Source organism: Burkholderia sp. 28_3, from assembly GCF_003253915.1.
In the GTDB taxonomy this organism is placed as follows: Bacteria; Pseudomonadota; Gammaproteobacteria; order Burkholderiales; family Burkholderiaceae; genus Burkholderia; species Burkholderia cenocepacia.
Genome location: NZ_QKZF01000005.1, coordinates 376,134 through 402,092, shown reverse-complemented (window position 1 = coordinate 402,092; position 25,959 = coordinate 376,134). Strand labels below are relative to the sequence as shown.

26 protein-coding genes and 1 rRNA gene are annotated in these 25,959 nt (G+C 64.7%); 8 read left to right on the top strand and 19 right to left on the bottom strand.

What is annotated here, in order from left to right:
* Window positions 1–72: ribosomal RNA gene (locus DFS13_RS14930) — 16S ribosomal RNA — on the bottom strand; the annotation flags it as partial.
* Window positions 73–639: 567 nt separating this feature from the next.
* Between DFS13_RS14930 and DFS13_RS14920 the strand changes: the two genes are divergently transcribed.
* The 4 genes from DFS13_RS14920 (at window position 640) to DFS13_RS14905 (ending at window position 4,459) form a co-directional block, all read left to right on the top strand.
* Window positions 640–1,857, top strand: coding sequence for a DUF2863 family protein (locus DFS13_RS14920; protein ID WP_006484868.1), 1,218 nt, complete (start codon window positions 640–642; stop codon window positions 1,855–1,857).
* Between the two features lie 215 nt (window positions 1,858–2,072).
* Window positions 2,073–2,909, top strand: coding sequence for a response regulator transcription factor (locus DFS13_RS14915; protein ID WP_006496994.1), 837 nt, complete (start codon window positions 2,073–2,075; stop codon window positions 2,907–2,909).
* A 76-nt stretch (window positions 2,910–2,985) separates the two neighbouring features.
* Window positions 2,986–3,660, top strand: coding sequence for an energy-coupling factor ABC transporter permease (locus DFS13_RS14910; RefSeq protein ID WP_006484865.1), 675 nt, complete (start codon window positions 2,986–2,988; stop codon window positions 3,658–3,660).
* A 142-nt stretch (window positions 3,661–3,802) separates the two neighbouring features.
* Window positions 3,803–4,459 carry a BspC domain-containing protein gene (locus tag DFS13_RS14905; RefSeq protein WP_111441850.1) on the top strand — a complete coding sequence of 219 codons (657 nt, stop codon included), beginning with the start codon at window positions 3,803–3,805 and terminating at the stop codon, window positions 4,457–4,459.
* Between the two features lie 87 nt (window positions 4,460–4,546).
* Here DFS13_RS14905 and DFS13_RS14900 read toward each other — a convergent pair whose 3' ends face one another.
* The gene (locus tag DFS13_RS14900) at window positions 4,547–5,701 is read right to left on the bottom strand and encodes a M14-type cytosolic carboxypeptidase (protein ID WP_006484873.1); all 1,155 of its coding nucleotides are present in this window, start codon (window positions 5,699–5,701) and stop codon (window positions 4,547–4,549) included.
* A 139-nt stretch (window positions 5,702–5,840) separates the two neighbouring features.
* A complete protein-coding gene (yaaA, locus tag DFS13_RS14895) occupies window positions 5,841–6,623 on the bottom strand; it encodes a peroxide stress protein YaaA (RefSeq protein WP_006484893.1) in 783 nt (260 codons plus the stop codon).
* A 57-nt stretch (window positions 6,624–6,680) separates the two neighbouring features.
* Here yaaA and DFS13_RS14890 point away from each other — a divergent pair, with 57 nt between their 5' ends.
* Window positions 6,681–7,178, top strand: coding sequence for a putative toxin-antitoxin system toxin component, PIN family (locus tag DFS13_RS14890; protein WP_006484880.1), 498 nt, complete (start codon window positions 6,681–6,683; stop codon window positions 7,176–7,178).
* Between the two features lie 33 nt (window positions 7,179–7,211).
* Window positions 7,212–8,384 carry a pyridoxal phosphate-dependent aminotransferase gene (locus DFS13_RS14885; protein ID WP_020979891.1) on the top strand — a complete coding sequence of 391 codons (1,173 nt, stop codon included), beginning with the start codon at window positions 7,212–7,214 and terminating at the stop codon, window positions 8,382–8,384.
* A gap of 39 nt (window positions 8,385–8,423) precedes the next feature.
* Here the strand turns inward: DFS13_RS14885 and DFS13_RS14880 are convergent, their stop codons facing one another.
* On the bottom strand, window positions 8,424–9,080 hold the full coding sequence (locus DFS13_RS14880; RefSeq protein ID WP_006484897.1) for a glutathione S-transferase: 657 nt from the start codon (window positions 9,078–9,080) through the stop codon (window positions 8,424–8,426).
* Between the two features lie 202 nt (window positions 9,081–9,282).
* On the opposite strand from DFS13_RS14880, the gene DFS13_RS14875 reads away from it, so the two are divergent.
* Complete coding sequence (locus DFS13_RS14875) at window positions 9,283–10,074, top strand: oxepin-CoA hydrolase, alternative type (RefSeq protein ID WP_006484890.1); 792 nt, start codon at window positions 9,283–9,285, stop codon at window positions 10,072–10,074.
* A 220-nt stretch (window positions 10,075–10,294) separates the two neighbouring features.
* The gene (locus tag DFS13_RS14870; protein WP_006484871.1) at window positions 10,295–10,987 is read left to right on the top strand and encodes a glutathione binding-like protein; all 693 of its coding nucleotides are present in this window, start codon (window positions 10,295–10,297) and stop codon (window positions 10,985–10,987) included.
* 47 nt (window positions 10,988–11,034) lie between these two features.
* On the opposite strand, the gene DFS13_RS14865 is transcribed toward DFS13_RS14870, so the two are convergent.
* The 15 genes from DFS13_RS14865 to nuoG all read right to left on the bottom strand — a co-directional run bounded on the left by DFS13_RS14865 (window position 11,035) and on the right by nuoG (window position 25,944).
* Window positions 11,035–11,511 carry a MaoC family dehydratase gene (locus tag DFS13_RS14865; RefSeq protein ID WP_006496999.1) on the bottom strand — a complete coding sequence of 159 codons (477 nt, stop codon included), beginning with the start codon at window positions 11,509–11,511 and terminating at the stop codon, window positions 11,035–11,037.
* Complete coding sequence (locus tag DFS13_RS14860) at window positions 11,508–11,969, bottom strand: MaoC family dehydratase (protein ID WP_006484884.1); 462 nt, start codon at window positions 11,967–11,969, stop codon at window positions 11,508–11,510. The genes DFS13_RS14865 and DFS13_RS14860 overlap by 4 nt, the downstream gene beginning before the upstream one ends.
* Before the next feature lie 38 nt (window positions 11,970–12,007).
* Window positions 12,008–13,141: an acyl-CoA dehydrogenase family protein gene (locus DFS13_RS14855; protein ID WP_048984886.1), complete on the bottom strand. Its 1,134-nt coding sequence runs from the start codon at window positions 13,139–13,141 to the stop codon at window positions 12,008–12,010.
* A 19-nt stretch (window positions 13,142–13,160) separates the two neighbouring features.
* Window positions 13,161–14,357: an acyl-CoA dehydrogenase family protein gene (locus tag DFS13_RS14850; RefSeq protein WP_006484866.1), complete on the bottom strand. Its 1,197-nt coding sequence runs from the start codon at window positions 14,355–14,357 to the stop codon at window positions 13,161–13,163.
* Window positions 14,358–14,411: 54 nt separating this feature from the next.
* Window positions 14,412–14,834, bottom strand: coding sequence for a DUF1178 family protein (locus DFS13_RS14845; protein ID WP_006484892.1), 423 nt, complete (start codon window positions 14,832–14,834; stop codon window positions 14,412–14,414).
* A gap of 136 nt (window positions 14,835–14,970) precedes the next feature.
* Window positions 14,971–15,561 (bottom strand): NUDIX domain-containing protein, encoded by a 591-nt coding sequence (locus DFS13_RS14840; protein ID WP_006484889.1) that lies wholly within the window; start codon window positions 15,559–15,561, stop codon window positions 14,971–14,973.
* Between the two features lie 39 nt (window positions 15,562–15,600).
* Window positions 15,601–15,897 (bottom strand): DUF2818 family protein, encoded by a 297-nt coding sequence (locus DFS13_RS14835; protein WP_006484867.1) that lies wholly within the window; start codon window positions 15,895–15,897, stop codon window positions 15,601–15,603.
* Window positions 15,897–17,351, bottom strand: coding sequence for an NADH-quinone oxidoreductase subunit NuoN (nuoN, locus tag DFS13_RS14830; RefSeq protein ID WP_171983970.1), 1,455 nt, complete (start codon window positions 17,349–17,351; stop codon window positions 15,897–15,899). Before nuoN ends, DFS13_RS14835 begins: the two co-directional genes overlap by 1 nt.
* Before the next feature lie 36 nt (window positions 17,352–17,387).
* Window positions 17,388–18,878, bottom strand: a complete 1,491-nt coding sequence (locus DFS13_RS14825) for an NADH-quinone oxidoreductase subunit M (RefSeq protein ID WP_006484881.1) — start codon at window positions 18,876–18,878, stop codon at window positions 17,388–17,390.
* Window positions 18,879–18,894: 16 nt separating this feature from the next.
* Window positions 18,895–20,949 carry an NADH-quinone oxidoreductase subunit L gene (nuoL, locus tag DFS13_RS14820; RefSeq protein ID WP_006478273.1) on the bottom strand — a complete coding sequence of 685 codons (2,055 nt, stop codon included), beginning with the start codon at window positions 20,947–20,949 and terminating at the stop codon, window positions 18,895–18,897.
* A gap of 17 nt (window positions 20,950–20,966) precedes the next feature.
* Window positions 20,967–21,272: an NADH-quinone oxidoreductase subunit NuoK gene (gene nuoK / locus DFS13_RS14815; RefSeq protein WP_006478272.1), complete on the bottom strand. Its 306-nt coding sequence runs from the start codon at window positions 21,270–21,272 to the stop codon at window positions 20,967–20,969.
* 18 nt (window positions 21,273–21,290) lie between these two features.
* Complete coding sequence (locus DFS13_RS14810) at window positions 21,291–21,941, bottom strand: NADH-quinone oxidoreductase subunit J (RefSeq protein ID WP_006484877.1); 651 nt, start codon at window positions 21,939–21,941, stop codon at window positions 21,291–21,293.
* A gap of 105 nt (window positions 21,942–22,046) precedes the next feature.
* Complete coding sequence (gene nuoI, locus DFS13_RS14805) at window positions 22,047–22,535, bottom strand: NADH-quinone oxidoreductase subunit NuoI (RefSeq protein WP_006484869.1); 489 nt, start codon at window positions 22,533–22,535, stop codon at window positions 22,047–22,049.
* Between the two features lie 10 nt (window positions 22,536–22,545).
* The gene (gene nuoH, locus DFS13_RS14800; protein WP_006484885.1) at window positions 22,546–23,613 is read right to left on the bottom strand and encodes an NADH-quinone oxidoreductase subunit NuoH; all 1,068 of its coding nucleotides are present in this window, start codon (window positions 23,611–23,613) and stop codon (window positions 22,546–22,548) included.
* Window positions 23,614–25,944, bottom strand: coding sequence for an NADH-quinone oxidoreductase subunit NuoG (nuoG, locus tag DFS13_RS14795; RefSeq protein WP_006497003.1), 2,331 nt, complete (start codon window positions 25,942–25,944; stop codon window positions 23,614–23,616).
* Window positions 25,945–25,959 lie beyond the last annotated feature (15 nt).

Genomic DNA, 25,959 nt, shown 5'->3' with positions numbered 1-25,959 from the left:
CTGCCGTTCGACTTGCATGTGTAAGGCATGCCGCCAGCGTTCAATCTGAGCCAGGATCAAACTCTTCAGTTCAAACCTGTTACTGTTTTCGGTTCTTTCGAACCGGTCGCTCACTCAAAGCTGACAGGAATATGAATCACTTCATAAACCTGACTTACTTTAGTGTGAGACTCTTGATACTTTTGCTATCTGATCCGAGGATCAGCTCGCTGCCATCAAGCGCCCACACTTATCGGCTGTTAATTTTTAAAGAGCATGTCTGCGAGGGATCTTGAACCCCTCAGCAGCGCTGCGTTTTCAGCAGCAGAGAAGCGAGATTATGAACCCTGTTTCGCAGCTCGTCAACAACTTTCTGAACGACTTCGTTGCGACTGCGGGGCTCAACTTCCGTACCGCCGAGGCTCGCTACCTTCCGAACTCCAACGGCACTGCTTCCCTTCCCTCCGCGCCGCGTTTCCGTTAGCGCGAAAGAGGCGTGATTCTAAGCAGCTCACGGCGATCGCGCAAGGGGCTTGAAGCAACTTTTTTACGAGCGCCGCAATTCGGCCGTCCGGCCATGCCTGGGCACGAGGCCGCTTATGGTGCAAAGAACGGACTAGAATGTGAGGTTCTTCGCCTCTTTCTATATACGTCTTTAATATGCGCCAGCGAATCGCCAAACGCCTCCCCCCCGATGCCGACAAACTGGTCGGTCTGTCGCTTGCGCTCTTCGCGTCGGGCAGCCGCATCGAGGATCGCTTCTGGGAAGCGAAGCTCGACGCGCTGCTCGCCAAGATCGTCCGCAACGGCAATCAGACCACGCTCGACGCCGCGCTCGACCATCTTCAGCAGAATCATCCCGACGCCTACGGCGCGCTCGCCGACATGGCCGAGACACACAGCGAGTCGATGGTGATCGACCACGACGGCCAACCGTATGATGCGCTGCTGGTCGCCGTCCCGGTGCTCGCCTGGACGCGCTACATGATTCCGTCGGGCCCACTGAAGGGCGACGTTACCGACGCGCTGCGCACGCACCTGCAGGCGCACGTGCTCGCAAACGGCACCCTCGTCGGGCTTGCTCCCTTCCTCTACAGCATCGACCAACTGCCGCGGCACCACGTGGAAACCTACCGGCTGGCCCAGCAGCTCGCGCATGCGGCGATCGGTCAGCACACCCCGAAGCTGAGCTTCGGCGACCTGCCGGAAACCTCGCCGATCCTGGCCGATCCGCGCTTCCTGCTGGCGGTCGTCGCCGCGCCGACCGGCGCGGCGCTGTTCCGTTGGCAGGAAGAAGAAAACGGCAGCCGTATCGAGCGCGGCCAGTGCCTCGAACAGTGGACGGCACAAGGCGGCCCGAACCTGTCGATCGCGCTGCCCGGCTGCGAGTTCGAATGCCTGCTTCCGGACGCGTACTACTCGGCCTGTCGCGATGCGGACGAACGCGTGCGTCCACACACCGTCCGAACGGCCATTCGTTATCTATTCGACACACTTGGTGCAGCGCCGCAGGAGTTGCGCGCGGTGGTCGCCGGCTTCGGCGAACGCCGTATCGACGAGTATCGGGTCGGCTTCACGCGGCGTGCCAGCAACGATGTGATCTACGGCGTCGTGTGGCCGCTCTACGGCCGTGAAAACGGCGACGTTTCGATCGACAGCGCGACGCTCGAAGGCGAAGCGCCGATCGAAGGGCCGCTCGAGGAAATCGTAAGCCTGCTGAAGGAATGCGGCGTAACCGACGTCCGCCGACACGCGGGCCGCTTCGAACCCGAATACTGCGACGACTGCGGTGTGCCGCTGTACGCCGATCCGCTCGGCGAAATCGTCCATGCGGAAATGCCGGAAGACGCGTCGCCCGCGCAGCCGCATTTCCACTGACTCGCCCCCGCAGGCCCTGCAGCCTGCCCCGCCAAAAGCCGCTTCCGGTGCCCGCCGAAGCGGCTTTTTTTCTTGTCCGATGTTCTGTCGCCCAAAATTTCGAACTTTTCCTAAGCCTTTCAGCCAAGCAGACATCGCGTAAGGTCTTTGTCATTATCGGGGCCAGCTTATATCCCCCCGACAGCAGTCAATGACTCACCTCATGGAGATTGAATATGCGATTCTTGGTGCTTAACTCAGACGCCGAACGGCGTGACGGACTGAAGGCCCTGTTGCGGCAGATCGACCGGCACGCCAGCATCAACGATGCGCCTGACGGTTTCCAGGCGCGCCGGCTGCTGCGCACCCAGCGTTTCGACCTCCTCGCGATCGACTGGCTCGACGTGGGCCGGCTCAGCGAGCTTCAGGCGCTCGGCAACGCGTGCTCGCCGACACCGGTCGCCGTCCTGGTCGACGAGATCTCGCCCGAAGCCATCCAGCGTTTCTTCAACTACGGCGTCGCGGGCGTGATCCCGCATTCCACGCGGCCGCACCTCATCGTGCGCGCGCTCGAGATCGTCCTGCTGGGCGGGCACTACATTCCGCCGATCGCCCTCAGCCTGCTGCCGTCCACGGCGACGGCGCGCCACGATGCCCATTTCCAGACGCTCGCCGGCTCGCTGCCCCGCCGCCCGCCGAGCGGCCTCCTGTCGCCGCGACAAGCGCAGATCATGCGGTTCGTCCACATGGGCAGCACGAACAAGATGATCGCGCGTACGCTCGGCATCAGCGAAGGCACCGTGAAGATCCACCTCGCGAGCATCTTCCAGCAGCTTGGCGCCGCAAACCGCGCCGCCGCGGTCGCGATCTACAACGGCTGGCTGTCGCCCCATCTCGAGGTGCTGCTGGCGAACCGCAACCGCGCCCGCAAGCCGGCCATCGGCGAACACGGCCCGGTTCCGCTGCGAACACAACGGCATGACCGTCCGTACCCGTTGCCTACCGCGAATGCCGGCACGCACGATCTGCCGCTCGCCGCCGAGCCACCGGCACGGTTCCGGCGCGGACGCTAGGCAAACAGTCTCGATATTGCGACGGTCGCGCATGCGCCGGTTCCCACCTTTGATGCTCAACGAGTAATATGGACGCATGGGTTTTCTTTTCACACCGCTTCCGCTCTGGGTTGGCATCGGTGGCTGGATCGCCGCCGTGGCCCTGCTCGCGCTCGCGATCTGGAATCGCCCGTTCGTACGCCTGCAAGACGCCACGCTTCAGCACGTGTGGCTCGCACTCGTCACTGCGATCACGGTCCTGTGGGCTTCGAACGCATGGCTCGAAGACGGCATCGTCATGCATCTGCTTGGCGCAACGCTGCTCGTCACGCTGTTCGACTGGACGCTCGCCCTGGTTGCGATGGGCGCCGTCACGGCGATTGCCGCGGTCATCTTCGACGCGCCGTGGCAAGGCATCGGCCTGACCTATCTGATCTACGGTGCGCTGCCTGTCGCCGTGTCGGCGTTGCTGCAACGCGCCGCGCTCGCGTGGCTGCCTCACAACCTCGCATCGTTCATCACCGGGCAGGGCTTCCTGTCGCCGGCCATCGCGATCGTCGCGGTCGCCGCTGCGGCGGCCGGTGTCCAGCTCGCGCTCGCCGACGGCGTGCCCGTCGTGATTCCGGCCGGCTATCTGCTGAACACCGCGCTGCTCGCGCTCGGCGAAGCGTGGTTCACCGGCATGGCGACGGCACTCATCGCCGTCTATCGCCCCGCGTGGGTCACGACCTTCGACGTCCGGCGCTACCGCCTCGGCGGCCCGCGCGCCTGACTTTTCCCTCCGGACCAGCTCGGCGCGCACATGTGCCGGCGGCACCGTCCACGACGCGCGCCGAATACGCCACCTACTGCCGCACAACTTTTTTACGCTAAGATTGAACTCCTGTTCTTCATCGGGCATCTATACGTGCCCGATGCCTCCTTCGCTCCTCACCAATAACCAGATGGACAGCTCACCTGCCTCGCTCCGGATTTTCCGGGCGCTCGGCAAGCTGGCAGCCTGTATCGCGGGCCTGTCGCTTGCGCTTCCCGCTCCGGTATTCGCCGACCTGCTCGACCAGCGCTCCGAACTGATCAACAAATTCGTCAACGAGATGCATGCCGATCCGCTCGCCGCCGATTGTGCGGCGCACGGCAGCTTCATCGCCAGTACGTCGACGGCGTTCGACCGCGTCGAGTTCGCGCCGAACGCATTCGACAGCGGCAACGCGACCATCACGCCGTGGAACGACTCGTTCGACCAGGGCAAGCAGCGCGTGAAGGTCGACAACATCGTCACCGTCGACGGGCTCGGCATCCACAGCAACGGCAGCGATCCGACGCCGCTGAAATTCCGTTGCGGCTATGTCGGCCAGCAAATGCTCGCGTTCAGCTGGAACGACCCGGTCCCGCCGCTGAAGCCGCGCGTCGAACGCTCGTCGTCTTCGACGAAGAAGTTCAAGGGCAAGTCGCACCGCGGCAAAGCCAAGGCGAAGGCATCGAGCCGCGCCGGCAGCAAGAAGGCCGTCGCGACGAAGAAATCCAGCGGCCAGAAGAAGGCCGTGAAGAAAAAAACCGCGAAGAAGTCCTGATACGACGGAGCGGCAACGACAGCGGCAAAAAAGCCGGCGCATCACGAGATGCGCCGGCTTTTTTCATGCGACGACGAACGGCTGCGCCTACGCGAACGTGTCGACGTGCACCAGGATCGCGGCCAGCATCGCCGCGCCGAGCGCCGCGCTGCGCTCGCCGTTCCAGCCGACGCGCTCGTCGGGCAGGTTCGCGTTGTCCTTGAACGGCATTTCGAGCGTCAACGACAGGCAGCCGAACTGATGGCCGATGTACTTCGACGCGAGCTTCAGCGCATCTTCCTTGTACTTGCTCGCAGCGTAGCCATGCTCGGTCTGAAAGTCGGGGCTGGCGACCTTGAACGCGTCGATGAACGCGGCCTGCTCCTTGCCCTGCTGCTCGGTAAAGCTCGGCAGCATCTCCGAGCCGGCGACGAACACATACGGCAGATCCTCGTCGCCGTGAATGTCGAAGAACATGTCGCAGCCGATCGCGTGGATCGCATCGCGCACGGCCAGCACTTCGGGGCTGCGCTCGGCATCGGGCGCCATCCACTCGCGGTTCAGGTTCGCGCCGGCCGCATTGGTGCGCAGGTTGCCGTGCACGCTGCCGTCCGGATTCATGTTCGGGACGATGTAGAACGTCACGCGATCGTAGAGCTTGCGCGCCACCGGATCGCCGGCCCAGTCGCCCCATCCGGCCAGCCGCTTGACCAGGCCTTCGACGAACCACTCGGCCATCGACTCGCCCGGATGCTGGCGCGCGATGATCCATACCTTCTTCTTCGGCGCATCGTCGGTTTCCGGCGTGCCGAGCGTCAGCAGCGACATCGGACGGCCTTCGACCGTGCGGCCGAGCTCGACGACGCTCGCCTGCGGCAACTGCTGGACCGCGCCGAGAAACGCCGCGTGACGCTCTTCCGAGTACGGTTCGAAATACGCGTAGTAGATGCTGTCGAACTCGGGCGTATGGTCGATGGTCATCGTCTTGCCGTCGAACGTCGTCGGCACGCGGAACCAGTCGACCCGGTCGTAGCTTGCCACCGCGTGATAGTTGCGCCAGCCCGACGGGTATGCGCATTCGGCTGCGTTCTCGAACGTCATCACGCACCGCTCGCCGCGCGCGCCCGTCAAGCGGTAGTAAAACCATTGCGCGAACTCCGACCGATTGTCGCCACGCACGCGCAGCCGGATCGCGTCGGGACGCTCGCACGACACGACGTCGATGGCGCCCGCGTCGAAATTACTGGTGATCGAAAGGGTCATCTGTCTCTCTCCGTTATCGACCGGCGTTAGCGCTTTAGCGCTTACGCCGGCCCCATGCAAAGCGGTTGACCGAAGCACGCGGTGTACCGCCTGTCCGGCCTCATGCAGGCGCCGGCCGTCTCGTGAACGGCCGGCAAGGTCACTCGCCGATGCGCCGGCGATATACGTAAGTCGAATCGTTCGACGCCGCCGCATCGAACGCATAGCCTTCGGTCGCGAATGCCTTCAGCGCCTTCGGGTCGGTGATACGGTTCTCGACGACAAAACGCGCCATCAGGCCGCGCGCGCGTTTCGCATGGAAGCTGATGATCTTGTAGCGGCCGCCCTTCCAGTCCTCGAATACCGGCGTGATGACCGGTGCGGCCAGCAGCTTCGGCTTGACCGACTTGAAGTATTCGGTCGACGCGCAGTTGACCAGCACGCGTGCGGCGCCGCTGCGCGTCTCCAACTGCTCGTTCAGCGCCCGCGTGATGCGGTCGCCCCAGAACGCATACAGATCCTTGCCGCGTGCGTTCGCGAACCGCGTACCCATCTCGAGCCGGTACGGCTGCAGCAGGTCGAGCGGACGCAGCAGCCCGTACAGGCCCGACAGCACGCGCACGTGCTGCTGCGCATAGTCGAGATCGGTGGACGACAGCGATTTTGCGTCGAAACCCTCGTAAACGTCACCGTTGAACGCCAGCACGGCCTGCTTCGCGTTGGCCGGCGTGAAGGTCGGCGACCAGTCGGCGTAGCGCTGGAAATTCAGGCGCGCGAGCGGATCGGAGATATCCATCAGCGTCGCGATGTCCTGCGGCGACAGCTTGCGCAGGCCGTGGATCAGTTCCGACGCGTCGTCGACGAATGCAGGCAACGTGTAAGACGGGACGTGCGCGGGCGTATCGTAGTCGAGGGATTTGGCGGGAGAGAGAACGATTATCATAGAGGCTCGCTGGCACGCCGTGCCTTGCGGTCAGACGAAAACCACCGATTGTAACGAATGAGCCGCTCTCTCGCCCCGCATGCCGCGCACCGCGTCGTGCTCGACTCGAACGTCTGGATCGACATCCTCGTATTCGACGACCCCGCTACGCGCCCGATCCGCGCCGCGCTGGAATGCGGCACGCTGGCCGCCGTGATCGACGGCCGCTGCCTGACCGAGCTCGAATACGTGCTCGACTATCCGCAGTTCCAGTCGCGCGCGATCGACAAGGCGGCCGCGCTCGCGACCGTCGCCCGTCTCGCGAACCTCGTCGAACCGCCGCCCGTCGACGCCGGCGCGCCGCCGCTGCCGAAGTGCAAGGACCGCGACGACCAGAAATTTCTCGAGCTTGCCCGCGCCGCGCAGGCCGACTGGCTCGTGTCGAAGGACCGCGCGCTGCTGAAGCTCGCGAAACGCACCGCACGCGACTTCGGTTTCCGGATCGCGCAGCCCGCTCCCTTTACCGAGGCCTGCGCGCTCGACGCGACGCCGGCCGCCCCGACCACGCCAGCCTGACGCACACGGCCCCACCCGATTTCGACCGTATCGATGAACGCTCCTTCAGATATGCCAACGACGCCCGTTTTCCCCTCGCGCCTGCCGAACGTCGGCACGACGATCTTCACGGTCATGAGCGCGCTTGCCGCCGAAAAAGGGGCGGTGAACCTCGGCCAGGGTTTCCCGGATTTCGATTGCGATCCGCGCATCGTCGATGCGGTCTCGGCCGCGATGCGCAACGGGCACAACCAGTATCCGCCGATGGCCGGCGTCGCGCCGCTGCGCGACGCGATCGCCGACAAGATCGCGCAGGTGTACGGCCGGCGCTACGATCCGGCCAGCGAAATCACCGTGACGGCCGGCGCGACGCAGGCGCTGCTGACGGCGATCCTGTGCGCGGTGCATCCGGGCGACGAAGTAATCGTCGTCGAGCCGACCTACGACAGCTACCTGCCGTCGATCGAGCTCGCGGGCGGCAAGCCGGTGTTCGTCACGCTGGAGGCGCCCGACTATGCGATCCCGTTCGACCGCCTCGCGGCCGCGATCACGCCGAAAACGCGGATGATACTGATCAACACGCCGCACAACCCGACGGGCACCGTGTGGCGCGAGGCCGACATGCGCAAGCTCGAGGACATCGTGCGCGGCACCAACGTGCTGATCCTGTCCGACGAGGTGTACGAGCACATGGTCTACGACGGCGCGCGCCACGAGAGCGTCGCGCGCTACCCGGAACTCGCCGCGCGCAGCTTCATCGTGTCGAGCTTCGGCAAGACCTATCACGTGACGGGCTGGAAGGTCGGTTACGTCGCGGCGCCTGCCGCGCTGACCGCGGAATTCCGCAAGGTCCACCAGTTCAACGTGTTCACGGTAAACACGCCGATGCAGATCGGGCTCGCCGACTACCTGCGCGACCCGGCGCCGTACCTGTCGCTCGCGGGCTTCTATCAGCACAAGCGCGATTTCTTCCGGGCCGGCCTCGAACGCACGCGCTTCAAGCTGCTGCCGTGCACGGGCACGTACTTTCAGTGCGTCGACTACTCGGCGATCAGCGACCTGCCCGAAGCGGAATTTTCGAAGTGGCTCACGTCGGAGATCGGCGTGGCCGCCATTCCGGTGTCGGCGTTCTATCACGAGCCGCACGAATCGGGCGTCGTCCGCTTCTGCTTCGCGAAGCAGGAAAGCACGCTCGCCTCCGCGCTCGAACGGCTCGCCCGCCTGTAAGACCGCCACGGGCGGCCGCACGCCGCCCGTCAGAAACGCTTACGAACGCACGACGTTCGCCGCTTCGATATACGCCTTGCGCTCGGCTGCCACGCGTTGCGCGGCCGGGCGCTCACCCACCGTCTTCGCGTGCGCCTTCCAGTCGATGCCTGCATCGAGCAGGAAGTCGCGGCCGAATATGGCCTTCGTCGCCATGCCGATGACCGGCAGATGGACCCACGCCGCCATGTCCGCGAGGCCGAACGATTCGCCGAGCACATACGGCGAAAACCGCGTCATCTGCTTGAAGGCATCGATCGCGCGCGGCAGACGCTTCTCGACGTGCGCCTTCATCCCGTCGCTGACCTTGCCGCCGAAAAACGCTTCCGTATAGACCTCGCGCGCCATCCATTCGAGATACAGCTCGAGCGTCTCGACCAGTTCGCGCACCTTCGCGGCCGCGAACGGGCTTGTGGGCAAAATACCTTTTTCGGGATAGCGCGCCGCCAGGTATTCGACGATCACCTGCGACTCGAACAGCGCGCCCTCTTCGGTCTTCAGGAACGGAATCTTGCCGAGCGGCGAATCGGCAAGCTGCGCCGGATCGCTGATCGGCAAACCGCACACCGACTCCTCGAACGGAATGTCGTGCTCGAGCAGGACGAACTTCACCTTGTTGTAGTAGTTGGACAACGGGATACCGCACAGCTGTAGCATCGGAGTCTCCTTCCTGGCTGAAGCGCGGCCGCCTCGACTCTGGCCGCATCGGGATTCATCGCGCTGAAAAGCACGTTCGTGCTAGTCTAAAGCAAGTTTTGCGTTCGTCACGACAACATTACCGCCGCTGCGGCGACAGCTCCGCCTGTCCACGCGACACACGCGGCGTCACAGCCGCGCCATCCGATGGAGACACGCTCCCATGAGTGCTGAACTGCTGGCCTCGCGTCCGCCCGAGAGCGAATCGACGCTCGTCCTCACACTGTCCAATCCCGGCGCGCGCAACGCGCTGCATCCCGACATGTACGCGGCCGGCATCGAAGCGCTCGCCACCGCCGAGCGCGATCCGGCGATTCGCGCCGTCGTGCTGACAGGTGCCGACCGCTTCTTCTGCGCAGGCGGCAACCTGAACCGGCTGCTCGAGAATCGCTCGAAGGAGCCGTCCTTTCAGGCCGACAGCATCGATCAGCTCGCGGCGTGGGTAACGGCGATCCGCGCAGCCACGAAGCCGGTGATCGCAGCCGTCGAAGGCGCCGCGGCCGGCGCGGGCTTCTCGCTCGCGCTCGCGTGCGACCTGATCGTCGCCGCACATGATGCGAAATTCGTGATGTCGTATGCGCGCGTCGGCCTGACGCCCGACGGCGGCGGCTCGTGGTTTCTCGCCCGTGCGTTGCCGCGCGCGATCGCGGCCGAGATCCTGTTCGAAGGCAAGCCGGTTGCCGCCGAACGCCTGCATGCGCTCGGCGTCGTCAACCGGCTCGCCACGCCCGGCACGGCGCTGAGCGACGCACTGGCATGGGCCGACACGCTCGCCGGCATCTCGCCGAATGCGCTCACGCGCATCAAGTCGTTGCTCGACGACGCGACCGCGCAACCGCTGGACGCGCACCTCGGCACCGAGCGCGATCATTTCGTCGCGTCGCTGCATCATGCGGACGGGCTCGAAGGCATCACCGCCTTTCTCGAGAAGCGCCCGCCGCGCTACAAGCGCTGATCCGCCGCGTCGGCCTTCGAACCGACGCCACGCCGCCGCGTCCCTCCGATGCGGCATGTCGCCGTCGCACGCAATGCCGACGGCGATCTCCCGCCCGGCCTTGCCTGCCCGTCGGCACGCGCGTTTGCGTCGCCAGCAGCCCGTGTCGATCCATGCTCTAATGACCGCCTGTCGCGGCGCCGCCGGCGCCGTTTTCGCGCAAGCCTCACAGGAGTTGACGATGATCGACGTCTATAGCTGGGCGACCCCGAATGGCCACAAGGTGCACATCATGCTCGAGGAAACGGGCCTCGCATATCGTGCCCATCCGATCGATATCGGCGCGGGCGACCAGTTCGAGCCCGCGTTCCTGAAGATCAGCCCGAACAACAAGATCCCGGCGATCGTCGATCCGGACGGCCCCGGCGGCCAACCGATCTCGCTGTTCGAATCGGGCGCGATCCTGATCTACCTCGCGGAGAAGACCGGCAAGTTCCTGCCGACCGATCCGGCCGCACGCTATGCGACGCTCGAGTGGCTGATGTTCCAGATGGGCGGTGTCGGCCCGATGCTCGGGCAGGCGCACCACTTCCGCCTGTATGCGCCGGAGAAGATCGAGTATGCGGTCAACCGCTACACGAACGAAGCGAAGCGCCTGTACAACGTGATGGAAAAGCGCCTCGGCGAATCCGAGTATCTCGCGGGCGACACGTACACGATCGCGGACATTGCGACGTTCCCGTGGACACGTTCGTGGCAGAACCAGGGCATCGTGCTCGACGCCTTGCCGAACGTGAAGCGCTGGCACGAGGCGATCGCCGCGCGACCGGCCGTGCAGCGCGGCGTCGAGGTGCTCGCGTCGATGCGCAAGCCGCTGCAGGACGACAAGGCACGCGAGGTGCTGTTCGGCGCGACGCAATACGCGAAGCACTGACCCGCACGCGGCGGGCGGAGCGGCATCCGTGCATGCCGCTCCGTGCCTCAGAAGTAATGCAGCGTGATGAACTCCGCCGCGCACACCGGCAGCGGCGCGTCGGGGCGCTCGACCTGCACCGATACGGACCACGTCACCTGAATGCCGCCACGCGCAGCGTCGGCGGTTTCCTTCACCGCGAACAGCGCACGCACGCGCGCACCGACCGGCACCGGCTTCAAAAACCGCACGCGGTTCAGCCCGTAGTTCACGCCCATCTTCTGCTCGAAGCGCATCGCGTCGGTCATCAACGCGGGAATCAGCGACAGCGTCAGGAACCCGTGCGCGATCGGTCCGCCGAACGGCGACTCGCGCCGCGCGCGCTCGGGGTCGACGTGAATCCATTGATGGTCGCCGGTCGCGTCGGCGAAACCGTCGACGCGCGGCTGGTCGATCTCGATCCAGCCGCTCGCGAGCGGCTCCGCGCCGACCCGCGCCTGCAGCGCCTGCGCCGATGCGATCAGCGGCAAGGTCACGTCGGTCATATCTTCGCGCCTCCCGGATGGCGCAGCCCGAAAATCACCTTGGTGTGCACGGTGATCACCGTCTCGCCGGCTTCGTTCACGCCAACCCATTCCGTCGATACGATGCCGCGATCGGGCTTGCTCTCCGACACGCGCTTGTCGTGCACCTTCTGGTACATCGTGATCGTGTCGCCGGCGCGCACCGGCTTCAGCCAGCGGATCGAATCGATGCCGGGCGAGCCCATGCTGGTCGAATCCGGTCCGAGCTTCTGGATCAGCAGGCTCATGAACACCGAGCACGTATGCCAACCGCTCGCGACGAGGCCGCCGAAATGCGACGCCTTCCCCGCTTCCTCGTCGAGATGGAACGGCTGCGGATCGTAGCGCTTCGCGAACGCCTTGATGTCGTCAGGCTCGAACGTATAGCGGCCCACTTCGGTGGTACTGCCGACCACCAGATCTTCGTAACTGATGCCCACTGATAAGTCTCCTTGTCTCGCGCGCTCGCGCGTCGCCATCATGCTACGTCGGTCTGCGCGAAATCGGGCAGCGCCGCGATGCGGGCGAGGTGATGATCGGTATCGCCGAGTGTCGTCTCGATGATCGACAGCCGTTTGAACAGGTGCGCGGCGGCTACCTCGTTGGTCACGCCCATGCCGCCGTGCAGCTGGACCGCCTGCTGGCCGACGAAGCGTGCGGCCGACCCGACCCGCGCCTTCGCGGCCGACACGGCCTTGCGCCGCGCATCGGCGTCGCCGTTCGCGTAGCGCACCGCCGCGAGATAGGTCAGCGAACGCGCCTGCTCGGCATGGATCAGCATGTCGACCATTCGGTGCTGCAGCGCCTGAAAACGCGCGATCGGCACGCCGAACTGCTCGCGCGTCTTCGTGTATTCGACCGTCGCGCGATTGAGTTCGTCGAGCGCGCCGACCGCTTCCGCGCACAGCAGGAAAGTCGCGTAATCGGCAATCTGCTCGAGTGCCGCCGCGTCGCGCGCGCCACCCGTCAGCAATCGGGCCGGCGTGTCATCGAAGGAGATCGTCGCGGCACGCTGGCCATCGATGGTCCGGTAGTCGACCACCTTCGCGTTCGCTGCATCGTGTTCGACGACAAAGAGGCCGATGCCGCCGCCGTCGACCCGCGCAGGCACGATCCACGCATGCGCCTGGGCGCCGTGCTGAACCACCGACTTCGCGCCGGTCAGCCGGTACGTGCCGCCCTGCTCGCGCGCATGCGTGTCGAGTGCGTACAGGTCGTAGCGCGCTCGCGGTTCGTGGAACGCAACCGCCACGCGCTTGTGCCCCTGCGCGACCGCCTCCAGCAACGCGGCATCTTCGCCTGCGCCGGAGCCGGCGATCCGCAACGCCTCGACGCCGACTGCCGTGGCCCAGTACGGCTCGATCACGAGTGCGCGGCCGAGCTCCTGCATCACGACCAGCATGTCGACCGGGCCGCCGCCGAAGCCGCCCTGCGCGTCCGGCACGGGCAACGCGGTCAACCCGAGTTCGGTGAATGCGCTCCATTGCGCGTCCGATACGCCGGCATCGCTGCGCACGATCGCCTGGCGCGCTTCGAAACCGTATTGCTCGCCGAGATACCGGCGCAGCGCGTCGGCGAACTGCTGCTGCTCATCGGTAAAGCTGAAATCCATGGTTGTCTCCGTTCCCTGATCACAGCCCCAGAATCATCTGCGCGATGATGTTCTTCTGGATCTCGTTCGAACCGCCGTAGATCGACGTCTTCCGGTAATTGAAGTAGTACGCGGCGAGCGGCGCCGCATCGTCGTCGCCCGCGATGCTGTGCTCGCGCTCGCCATCGAGGAACGGCACGTCGAACGGTGCGGCCAGCGGACCGATCGCCTCGACCATCAGCTCGGTGAGCGCCTGCTGCACCTCGGTGCCCTTGATCTTCAGCATCGATGCTTCGGGGCCGGGCCCCTTGCCGCTCGTCTCGCGGCTGACGACGCGCAGCACCGTCACCTCGAGTGCCATCAGCTCGACTTCGAGCGCCGCGACCTTCGCGGCGAACACGGGATCGGCGAGCAGCGGCTTGCCGTTCTTGCGCTGGTTCGATGCGACACGCTTCAGGAACGCGAGCTCCCGCTTCGACGCACCGACGCGCGCGATGCCGGTGCGCTCGTGGCCCAGCAGGTATTTCGCGTAGGTCCAGCCGCGGTTCTCGTCGCCGACGAGGTTCTCGACCGGCACCTTCACGTCCTCGAAGAACACCTCGTTGACCTCGTGGTCTTCGTCGAGCATCACGATCGGACGCACCGTGATGCCGGGCGTCTTCATGTCGATCAGCAGGAACGAGATACCCTCCTGCTTCTTCGCGGCCGGATCGGTGCGCACGAGGCAGAACATCATGTCGGCGTACTGGCCGAGCGTGGTCCAGGTCTTCTGGCCGTTGACGACGTAGTGATCGCCGTGGCGCTCGGCGCGCGTGCGCAGCGACGCCAAATCGGACCCGGAACCCGGCTCCGAGTAACCCTGACACCACCAGTCCGAGCCGTCGAGAATACGCGGCAGATAGTGGCGCTTCTGCGCTTCGCTGCCGTATTTCATCAAAACCGGCGCGACCATCGACACCCCGAACGGCAGCACGGTCGGCGCACCGATCCGCGCGCATTCCTCGTCCCAGATGTGTCGCTGCGTCGCGTTCCAGCCCGGGCCGCCATATTCGACCGGCCACGCGGGCGCGGACCAGCCGCGCTGGCCGAGAATCCGGTGCCAGCTCGCGAAATCCTCGCGGTCGAGTCGTTTGTGATCGAGTACCTTGGCGCGCAGAGCATGAGGCAGGTGGGCCTCGAGCCAGGCGCGGACGTCAACGCGGAACGCGTCGTCGGCAGGGGAATAGTCCAGATCCATGCGCAGTGTCTCCTGACCGCGGCCGTCCGGCCCGGCCAGGACTCACTGCGTACGTCATTGCAGCGGTTCTTTCAGCGCGGCAGGAATCGGCAGCGGCATCACGTCGATGCCTTCTTCGACCAAGGATTGCGCGTCTTCCGGCGTCGTGACGCCACGAATGCTGCGTGCGGGCGCCTCGTTGTAATGGATGCGCCGCGCTTCCTCGGCGAAGCGCTCGCCCACGTTCTCGGTCTTCTCCAGCACCTCGCGCAGCGCGCGCATCACCTGCGCCTGCAGCGCACGCGGATCGGCCGGCCGGGCCTGCGTCGCCCCCGACAGATTCAGGCGCGGCGCCGACGGCAGACGGTTGACCTCGGTCGTCCCGCACACCGGACATTCGACCAGCTTGCGGGACAACTGCGCTTCGAATTCATCGGCGGAAGCGAACCAGCCTTCGAACCGATGACCGTGCGGACACTGTAAATCGAGGACCTTCATGCTGAATCAGGGCGTGTGACGAGTGTAGCGCAAAAAACGATTTTGTGAACGATCGTGCTAAATCCCGATCGCGCGGCACGGGTGCGCCGCGTCACCAGATTGTAACGCGGTGCCCCGCTCGCCGCTGACGCTGCACTCAGGGCGTGACGACCGGGCCGAGCGGCCACGTGCCGGACAGCACCTTGTCGAGCCACATCGTGCCGATGATCGTCTTCACGTCGGAGATCTGGCCCGTGCGCACCCATTCCTGCAGGTCGGCCAGCGTCGCGGTGAAGGTTTCGAGGAATTCGCCTTCGTCGAGCTTGCGCTCGCCGGCCGTCAGCCCGCGCGCGAGGTACAGGTCGATGAATTCGGTCGAATAGGAAATGATCGGGTGAATGCGGGCGAGGAACACGTATTCGCGTGCCGTGTAGCCGGTTTCCTCGCGCAGTTCGCGCACCGCGCACGCGAGCGCGCCTTCGTTCGGGTCGAGCTTGCCGGCCGGGAATTCGGCCATCACCTTGCCGATCGGATAGCGATACTGGCTTTCCATCAATACGCGGCCGTCGTCGAACAGCGGGATCACCATCACCGCGCCCGGGTGCTGCACGTACTCGCGCGTGGCCTTCTTGCCGTCCGGCAGACGGACGGTATCGCGCTTGAGCTTGAGGAACGCGCCGTCGAAGATTGCCTCGCTCTCGAGGCAGGTTTCGGTCAGTGCGGCGTCGTGATTGGGTAGTTCGGCCATCGGCGGCTCCTGGATGAGCACGACGGACGGCCGAAGCCGTCAGCGTCGTTTGACGAGATACTGGAACGTGAAGCCGGGAAACGCGAACACGACGAACAGACTGAACGTGATCGCGTAAAACTGCCAGCCCTGTTCGAAGCGGTTGCCGGCGCGCGACTCGAGCCAGAAGCCGAGCGCGCCGACGATGAAGTACAGCACGATCAGCTCGCCGATCCGCACCCACGCGTTCTTCTTCGTCGCGCCGAACGGCACGACGGCGAAGAGGCGTTGGTTCAGGAACGGCAGGTTGGCGCAGACGAGCGCCAACAGCACGATGAACCAGCCGGCTGCCGACATTACAGCGGCAGCGTGTGACGGATTGCCTGCAGGCAGGCGGTCAGCAGCGGGCTCGGGATCAGGCCGAGCACGACGACCGCCAGGCCGTTCAGCACGAGGATCGTGCGCTTGCAGAAGTCGCCCGAGATCGGCGTCGAATCCTGCGGCGCATCGAAGTACATCAGCTTCACGATGCGCAGGTAGTAGAACGCGCCGAACAACGACGTGATCACGGCCAGCACGGCCAGCCACGTGAGGCCCGCGTTGACGGTCGCCTCGAGCACGGCCAGCTTCGCGTAGAAGCCGACGGTCGGCGGGATGCCGGCCAGCGAGAACATCATGACCATCATCACGAACGCGAACACCGGGCTGCGCTTGTTGAGGCCCTTGAAGTCGTCGATCGTTTCCGCTTCGAAATCGCGGCGCGCGAGCAGCATCACCACGCCGAACGAGCCGAGCGTCGTGATCAGGTAGACGATCGCGTAGAACATCGCCGAGCTGTAGGCGTTCGCCGGTGCCGCCGCGTCGCCCTTCACGATGCCCGCGAGCAGGCCGAGCAGCACGAAGCCCATGTTCGAGATCGCCGAGTACGCGAGCATCCGCTTGATGTTGCGCTGGACGATACCGGTGATGTTACCGACGATCAGCGACAGCGCGGCCAGGATCACGAGCGCGGTCTGCCAGTTCTGCGCGAGCGGCAGCAGGCCCATCACCAGGAAGCGCAGGCCCCACGCGAACGCGGCAACCTTCGGGCCGCCGCCGACGAACAGCGTCATCGCGGTCGGTGCGCCCTGGTAGACGTCCGGCACCCACATGTGGAACGGTACGGCGCCGAGCTTGAACGCGATACCGGCGACGATGAAGATCACGCCGAACATCAGCACGGCCGCGTCGGTGTTGCCGCCGACCGCCTTGTACACTTCGCCGAGCTCGAGCGAGCCGGTCGCGCCGTAGAGCATCGAGATGCCGTACAGCACGAAGCCCGACGCGAGCGCGCCCAGCACGTAGTACTTCATCGCGGCTTCGCTCGACTGCGCGGCATCGCGACGCAGCGCGATGACCGCATACAGCGACAGCGACATCAGTTCGAGACCGAGGTACAGCGTCAGGAAGTTGTTGCCCGACACCATGACCAGCTGACCGAGCAGCGAGAACATGCCGAGCAGGAACACGTCGCCGCGGAACATGTCGCGGTCTTCGAGGTACTTGCGCGAATAGACGAGCGAGACCGCGAAACCGAACGACACGACCGCCTTCATCATGCTCGCGAACGAGTCGACGACGACCATCTTCGAGAAGAAGTAGTACTGGTGCGGGTCGAGCGCCTGGACCGCGAACCACACGCCGGCGACGACCGACGAGACGACCGCGATCAGATAGGTCAGGCGGCGGCCGGAAGCACCGGTAAAGGTGTCGTTCAGCCATGCGACGACGATGGCGGCCATCACCAGCGCGTCAGGCAACAGGACATTCATAGGAGCGTTCATGATCTTGATTTCCTCCGCTCGCGATTACTGGGCCAGCGGCAGCTTCGACTGCGCGACGTGGGAGAGGAGGTTTTCGACGGAAACGTGCATCACGTCGGTGAAAGGCTTCGGATACAGGCCCATCAGCAGCGTGAACGCGGCGAGCACGGCCAGCATCAGGAATTCGCGACGGCCGATGTCCTTCAGCTTGGCGACGTGATCGTTCGCGACCGCGCCGAAATACACGCGCTTGTACATCCACAGCGTGTAGGCCGCGCCGAGGATCAGCGTGAATGCCGCGCCGAATGCGATCCAGAAGTTGTACTGGACGGCCGCGAGAATCACCATGAACTCGCCGACGAAACCCGACGTACCCGGCAGGCCGCAGTTGGCCATCGAGAACAGCATCGCGAATGCCGCGAACTTCGGCATCACGTTGACGACGCCACCGTAATCGGCGATCTGGCGCGAGTGCACGCGGTCGTACAGCACGCCGATGCAGAGGAACATCGCGCCCGACACGAAGCCGTGCGAGATCATCTGGATGATCGCGCCTTCGACGCCGAGCTGGTTGAAGATGAAGAAGCCGAGCGTGACGAAGCCCATGTGCGCGATCGACGAATACGCGACCAGCTTCTTCATGTCGGCCTGCACCATCGCGACGAGGCCGATGTAGATCACCGCGATCAGCGACAGCGTGATCACGACGGGTGCCAGGAAGTGGCTCGCGTCAGGCGTGATCGGCAGCGAGAAGCGCAGGAAACCGTACGCGCCGAGCTTCAGCATGATCGCAGCCAGCACGACCGAGCCGCCCGTCGGCGCTTCCACGTGCGCGTCCGGCAGCCACGTGTGCACCGGCCACATCGGCACCTTCACCGCGAACGCGAGGAAGAACGCAATGAACAGCAGGATCTGTGGCGTCATCGCGATCTTCGCGTTCTGCCACGTCGCGAGGTCGAACGAGTGCGTTTCCGTGTACAGGTAGATCAGCGCGACCAGCATCAGCAGCGAGCCGGCCAGCGTGTACAGGAAGAACTTGAACGCCGCATACACGCGGTTCGGGCCGCCCCACACGCCGATGATGATGTACATCGGGATCAGGGTCGCCTCGAAGAACACGTAGAACAGCAGGCCGTCGGCCGCCGAGAACACGCCGATCATGATCCCGGACAGGATCAGGAACGCCGCGAGGTACTGTGCGACGTTCTCGGTGATCACTTCCCACGCGGCGATCACGACGATCACGGTGATCAGCGCGGTCAGCACGACGAACCACATCGAGATACCGTCGACGCCGAGGTGATACGCAATGTCGAAGCGTTCGATCCAGGTCGACTTCTCGACGAACTGCAGCGCAGCCGTGCTCGAGTCGAAGCCCGTGATCAGCGGGATCGTGACCGCGAGGCCGAGCAGCGCACCGATCAGCGCAACCCAGCGGGCCGTCCCCGGATTTTTGTCGTTACCTACCGCAAGCACGAGGAGGCCGAAAACGATCGGCAGCCAGATCGCGGTACTGAGAATCGGAAAAGCGTGCATTAGTTGTCCCCCCGCCTTATTTGCCGCCGAGCGTTACAAACAGGGTCAGGAGCCCCAGCATGCCGATGATCATGGCGAACGCGTAGTGATAGATGTAACCGGATTGGAGGAAGCGGATCACGCCGGCGAACCAGCCGATGAACCGGGCGCTGCCGTTGACGAGGCCGTCGATCACGACGACGTCGCCCTCCTTCCACAGGCCGCGGCCGATCGCCACCGAACCGCGGGCGAACACCACTTCGTTGATCTTGTCCATGTAGTACTTGTTGTCCAGCAGCGTGTAGATCGGGCCGAACGCGCGGCGGATCGACGCCGGCAGCTCCGGACGCTTCAGGTACAGGAACCACGCGACGACGACACCGGCGAGCGCCAGCCACACCGGCAGGCCCGACACCGAGTGCAGGCCCATGCCGACCCAGCCGTGGAACTCTTCGGCCATCTCGGCCAGCGCCGGATGGTTTTCGCCGATGAAGATCACCTTGTCGAATGCGACGCCGTGCTGGAAGAAATCGCCGAACAGCATCGGGCTGATCGCGATCGCGCCGATGATCACCGACGGGATCGCCAGGAGGACCAGCGGCACCCACACGACCCACGGGGTCTCGTGCGGCTCATGCGCGTGGTCGTCATGACCGTGGCCATGGCCGTGGTCGTCGTGGCCGTGCGCGGCCGCCATGCCCATCGGCGATTCCGGATGCTTCGGCTTGCGGAAGCGCTCTTCGCCGTGGAACACCAGGAAGTACATGCGGAACGAGTACAGCGCCGTGACGAACACGCTCGCGACGACCGCGAAGTACGCGAAGCCCGAACCCGGCAGGTGCGACAGCTTCACCGCGTCGATGATCGAGTCCTTCGAGTAGAAGCCCGAGAAAAACGGCGTACCGATCAGCGCGAGCGAGCCGACGAGCGACGTGATCCACGTGATCGGCATGTACTTGCGCAGGCCGCCCATGTTGCGCATGTCCTGGTCGTGGTGCATGCCCATGATCACCGAGCCGGCGCCGAGGAACAGCAGCGCCTTGAAGAACGCGTGCGTCATCAGGTGGAACACGGCGACCGGGTAAGCGGACACGCCGAGCGCGACGGTCATGTAGCCGAGCTGCGACAGCGTCGAGTACGCGACCACGCGCTTGATGTCGTTCTGGACGATGCCGAGGAAGCCCATGAAGAGCGCCGTGATCGCGCCGATCACCGTGATGAAGGACAGCGCGGTATCCGACAGCTCGAACAGCGGCGACATGCGCGAGACCATGAAGATGCCGGCCGTGACCATCGTCGCCGCGTGAATCAGCGCCGAGATCGGGGTCGGGCCTTCCATCGAGTCCGGCAGCCACACGTGCAGCGGGAACTGCGCCGACTTACCCATCGCGCCGATGAACAGGCAGATACAGGCAACGGTCAGCAGGCCCCAGTCGGTGCCCGGGAAGTGCAGGCTCGCGAGTTCCGCGCGCTTCGCGAACACTTCGCCGTAGTTCATCGAGCCGGCGAACGCGAGCAGCAGGCCGATGCCGAGCAGGAAGCCGAAGTCGCCCACGCGGTTCACGAGGAACGCCTTCATGTTCGCGTAGATCGCGCTCTCACGCGTGAAGTAGAAGCCGATCAGCAGGTACGACACCAGACCCACTGCTTCCCAGCCGAAGAACAGCTGCAGGAAGTTGTTGCTCATCACGAGCATCAGCATCGAGAACGTGAACAGCGAGATGTACGAGAAGAAGCGCTGGTAGCCGTCCTCTTCCGCCATGTAGCCGATCGTGTACACGTGCACCATCAGCGAGACGAAGGTCACGACGACCATCATCATCGCGGTCAGCGAATCGACGAGGAAGCCGACTTCGAGCTTCAGCGAGCCGACGTTCATCCATTCGTAGACGGTCGCGTTGAAGCTCGCACCGCCCATCACGTCGAAGAAGACTTTCGCCGACAGGAGGAACGCGATCAATACGCCGAGGATCGTGATCCGGTGTGCGCCCTTGCGCCCGACTGCGTTCCCGAACAGCCCCGCAATCAGCGAGCCGGCCAGCGGAGCGAGCGGAATCGCCAGCAGCAGGTTTTCATTGAGTGTCGTTGACATAACAGCGTTGCCTGAAATTAACCTTTGAGCTGATCGAGATCCTCGACATTGATCGTGTCGAGCTTACGGAACAGGGTCACCAGAATCGCGAGACCGATCGCGGCTTCCGCTGCGGCGACGGTCAGCACGAAGAACACGAAGATCTGGCCGTGCACGTCACCCAGGTAGTGCGAGAACGCGACGAAGTTGGTGTTCACCGCCAGCAGCATCAGTTCGATCGACATCAGGATGATGATGACGTTGCGGCGGTTCAGGAAAATCCCGACGATCGCGATCGCGAACAGGATCGCGCCGAGCACAAGGTAGTGAGCAAGAGTCAGCATGGTTTTCTTTTCCTCCGCTTAGCCGTTGGTGCCCGAACCGGCTTCGCTTTGCGCCGCTTCCGGCTGCGGCTTGTCCGCTTCCATCTTCACGAGGCGCACGCGGTCGTTGCGGCGCACCTTGACCTGATCCGACACACGCTGGCGCTTGCTGTCCTTGCCCTTGCGCTCGGTCAGCCCGATCGCGGCGATGATCGCGACCAGCAGCACGAGGCCGGCGATTTCGAACGCGAAGATGTAGTCGGTGTAGATCACCTTGCCGATCAGGCGCGTGTTCGACCAGTTGGCCATCTCGCCCGTCGCCATCGCATGCACGGTGTGCGTGTCGCCGTAACCGCGCCACAGGATCAGCGCGGTTTCGATCACGATGATCGCGCCGACCACGGTGGCCATCGGTACGAAGCGCTTGAAATCGCGGCGCAGGTAGTCGATGTTGATGTCCAGCATCATCACGACGAACAGGAACAGCACCATCACCGCGCCCACGTAGACCAGCACCAGCAGGATCGCGAGGAACTCCGCCTCCAGCAGCATCCAGATCGCGGCGGCGTTGAAGAACGCCAGCACAAGGAAAAGCGCAGACGCCACCGGGTTGCGCGAAGTGATCACCTTCAGCCCTGATACCACCAGGAGCAGCGCGAAGATGTAGAACAGTACGGTCGTGAATTCCATGATTACCGGTTCATCGTTAGGCCATAGTCAGGCGCGGCTTGCGGGACGCCCGCACCCGTCGCGGCGGCTCGGCCCGTTCATGCCGGGCCGGCACTGCAAACACAATCAACGATACGGCGCGTCGGCAGCCTTCGCCGCGGCGATGTCCTTCTCGTAGCGGTCGCCCACCGCGAGCAGCATATCCTTCGTGAAATACAGGTCGCCGCGCTTTTCGCCGTGGTACTCGAGAATCTGCGTCTCGACGATCGAATCGACCGGGCAGCTCTCTTCGCAGAAACCGCAGAAGATGCACTTCGTCAGGTCGATGTCGTAGCGCGTCGTGCGGCGCGTGTTGTCCGCGCGCGTTTCCGATTCGATCGTGATCGCCAGCGCGGGGCACACGGCCTCGCACAGCTTGCACGCGATGCAGCGCTCTTCGCCGTTCTCATAGCGGCGCAGCGCGTGCAGCCCGCGGAAACGCGGCGAAATCGGGGTCTTCTCTTCCGGGAACTGCACGGTGAACTTGCGCTTGAACGTGTAACGACCGGTCAGCGCGAGCCCCTTCAGCAGCTCGGTCAGGAAGAAAGTCTTAAAGAAGTGTTGGATAGCCGTCATGATTTCGTCCTTACTTCACCCAGATGTTCAGCGGCGACATCATCCAGCAGCCGACCACGACCACCCAGATCACCGTGACCGGCAGGAACACCTTCCAGCCCAGACGCATGATCTGGTCGTAACGGAAGCGCGGGAACGTCGCACGCACCCAGATGAACACCGACAGCAGTGCGAAGACCTTCAGCACCAGCCAGAAGATGCCCGGGATGAACGACAGGAATTCGAACGGGGCGTCCCAGCCGCCGAGGAACAGCGTCGCAGCCAGCGCCGAGATCACGATCATGTTGATGTACTCGGCGAGGAAGAACAGCGCGAACGCCATACCCGAGTAATCGATCATGTGACCCGCGACGATCTCCGACTCCCCTTCCACCACGTCGAACGGGTGACGGTTCGTTTCGGCGATGCCCGAGATGAAGTAGACGACGAACGCCGGCAGCAGCGGCAGCCAGTTCCACGACAGGAAGTTCACGCCGTGGCCGGCGAAGAAGCCGTGCTGTTGCGAGCCGACGATTTCCGACAGGTTCAGGCTGCCGGCCGTCATCAGCACCAGCACCAGCGCGAAGCCCATCGAGATTTCGTACGACACCATCTGTGCCGCGGCGCGCATCGCACCGAGGAACGCGTACTTCGAGTTCGACGCCCAGCCGGCGAGAATCACCGCGTACACGCCGATCGACGAGATCGCCATCGCGTACAGCAGGCCCGCGTTCACGTTCGCGAGCACGGCTTCGGCCTGGAACGGGATCACCGCCCACACGGCGAACGCCGGCACGACGGTCATGATCGGCGCGATCAGGTACAGCCAGCGGCTGGCGGCGGTCGGCTGGATGACTTCCTTCAGCAGCAGCTTCAGCACGTCGGCGATCGGCTGCAGCAGGCCGCCGGGGCCGACGCGGTTCGGGCCGAGACGTACGTGCATCCAGCCGATCAGCTTGCGTTCCCACAGAATCAGGTACGCGACGCACAGCAGGATGACGACGGAGACGACGAGGATGCGCACGACTGCCCACACCGTCGGCCACGCGAAGCCGAGAAGCTGGGCCCCGCCCGCGTTGATCGTATCGAACAAGCTCATTTACGCCTTCTCCACCACCAGTTCACCGGACAGGCTGCCGAGCGCTGCGCCGGCAGGCGTCGCCGCCGACACGCGAACGACCGTCTCCGCAAGATTCGCGTCGCGCACGGCCGGCAACTGCACCGCACGCTCGCCCTGGCGCACGCGCACCGCGTCGCCTTCCTTCAAGCCCAGCTTGTCGAACAGCGCGGCCGGCAGGGCTGCGACGTTCGCCGCCTTCGCGGCGGCCGTCAGGTGCAGCGCACCCGCGCGGCGCACGAGTGCGTCGGCGTGATAGATCGGCACATCGGCCAGGCGCTCGAAACCGCCGTTCGCGGCATTCGCCGCGGCACGGGCCGGCGCGACCGACGTCTGGTTCGACAGGCGACCCGCGACGCCGGCGTCGCCGAGCGCGGCGACACGCACTTCTTCCGCGGTCTCGTATTCGAAGTTCGGCAGGCCGAGCAGGCTGCCGAGCACGCGCAGCACCTTCCACGCCGGACGCGTGTCGCCGAGCGGGCGCACGACGCCGTTGAAGCTCTGCACGGTGCCTTCCGCGTTGACGAACGTACCGGCCGTTTCCGTGAACGGCGCGACCGGCAGCAGCACGTCGGCGTAGTCGAGGCCGTGCTTGAACGGCGACATCACGACGACCATCTCCGCCTGGTTCAGCGCGGCCAGTGCCTGCGCCGGGTCGGCCGTATCGAATTCCGGTTCGACGTTCAGCAGCACGTAGCCCTTGCGCGGCTGCGCGAACGCTTCGCGTGCGTTCAGGCCGCCTTCGCCCGGCAGTGCGCCGACCACGTGCGCGCCGACCGTGTTCGCCGCTTCCGTCAGGAAGCCGAACGTGGCGCCGGTGTTGTCGGCGATCCACTGGGCGACGGCGTGCAGCTTCGCGAATTGCGGATGACGGACCGCGACGTTGCCGAGCAGCACCGCGCGGCGTTCGCCGTTCGCGAGCGACTGCGCGACAGCCTGGGCGGCCGGCGATGCCGTGACGCCCGCGAGCGCGTCGGGCAGCGCGACGCCGCGCAGTTGCGCGACGGCCGCGGCGATGCCGGCCAGCTCGTCGAGCCATGCGGACGGCGCGGCGACGATGCGTTGCGCGGTCGGGATCAGCGAATCGTCACCGGTCGCGTGCAGGAAGTGCAGCTTCGCGCCGTTCTTCGCAGCCTGACGCAGGCGCGATGCGAACAGCGGGTGGTCGCGGCGCAGGAACGACCCGACGACGAACGCGGCGTCCACGTTCGACAGATCGGCGATCGGCATGCCGAGCCACGGCGCGCCCTGGACCGGTGCCGAGAAATCCTGCTGACGCAGACGGAAGTCGACGTTCGGCGTTTTCAGTTCGTTGGCGAGCTGCTTCACGAGGAACAGCTCTTCGGCCGTGCTGTGCGCGCTCGCGAGCATCGCCAGCGCGTTCGCGCCGTGATCCGCGGCGATGCCCTTCAGGCCCTTCGCGACGTATTCGAGCGCGGTCTGCCAGTCGGTCTCGATCCACTGGCCGCCCTGCTTCAGCATCGGCTTCGTCAGGCGCTCTTCACTGTTGAGGCCTTCATACGAGAAGCGGTCCTTGTCCGAGATCCAGCATTCGTTGATCGCTTCGTTCTCGAACGGCAGCACGCGCATCACGCGGTTGTTCTTCACCTGCACGACGAGGTTCGCGCCGACGGAATCGTGCGGGCTCACCGACTTGCGACGCGACAGTTCCCAGGTACGGGCGCTGTAGCGGAACGGCTTGCTGGTCAGCGCGCCGACCGGGCACAGGTCGATCATGTTGCCCGACATTTCGGAGTCGACCGTCTTGCCGACGAACGTCGTGATTTCCGAATGCTCGCCGCGGCCCAGCATGCCGAACTCCATCACGCCGGCGATTTCCTGGCCGAAGCGGACGCAGCGCGTGCAGTGGATGCAGCGCGACATTTCTTCCATCGAGATCAGCGGGCCCACGTTCTTGTGGAACACCACGCGCTTTTCTTCCGAGTAGCGCGACGACGACTTGCCGTAGCCGACCGCCAGATCCTGCAGCTGGCATTCGCCGCCCTGATCGCAGATCGGGCAATCGAGCGGGTGATTGATGAGCAGGAATTCCATCACCGACTGCTGCGCCTTCACAGCCTTGTCGGACTGCGTGCGGACGATCATGCCGGCCGACACGGGGGTCGCGCAGGCAGGCACGGCCTTCGGCATCTTCTCGACTTCAACGAGACACATCCGGCAGTTGGCCGCAACCGACAGTTTCTTGTGATAGCAGAAGTGAGGAATGTACGTATCCGCCTTGTGCGCAGCCTGGATCACCATGCTGCCTTCGGGCACCTCGACCTTCTTGCCGTCTATTTCAAGTTCAACCATGATGGTGAATGGTCC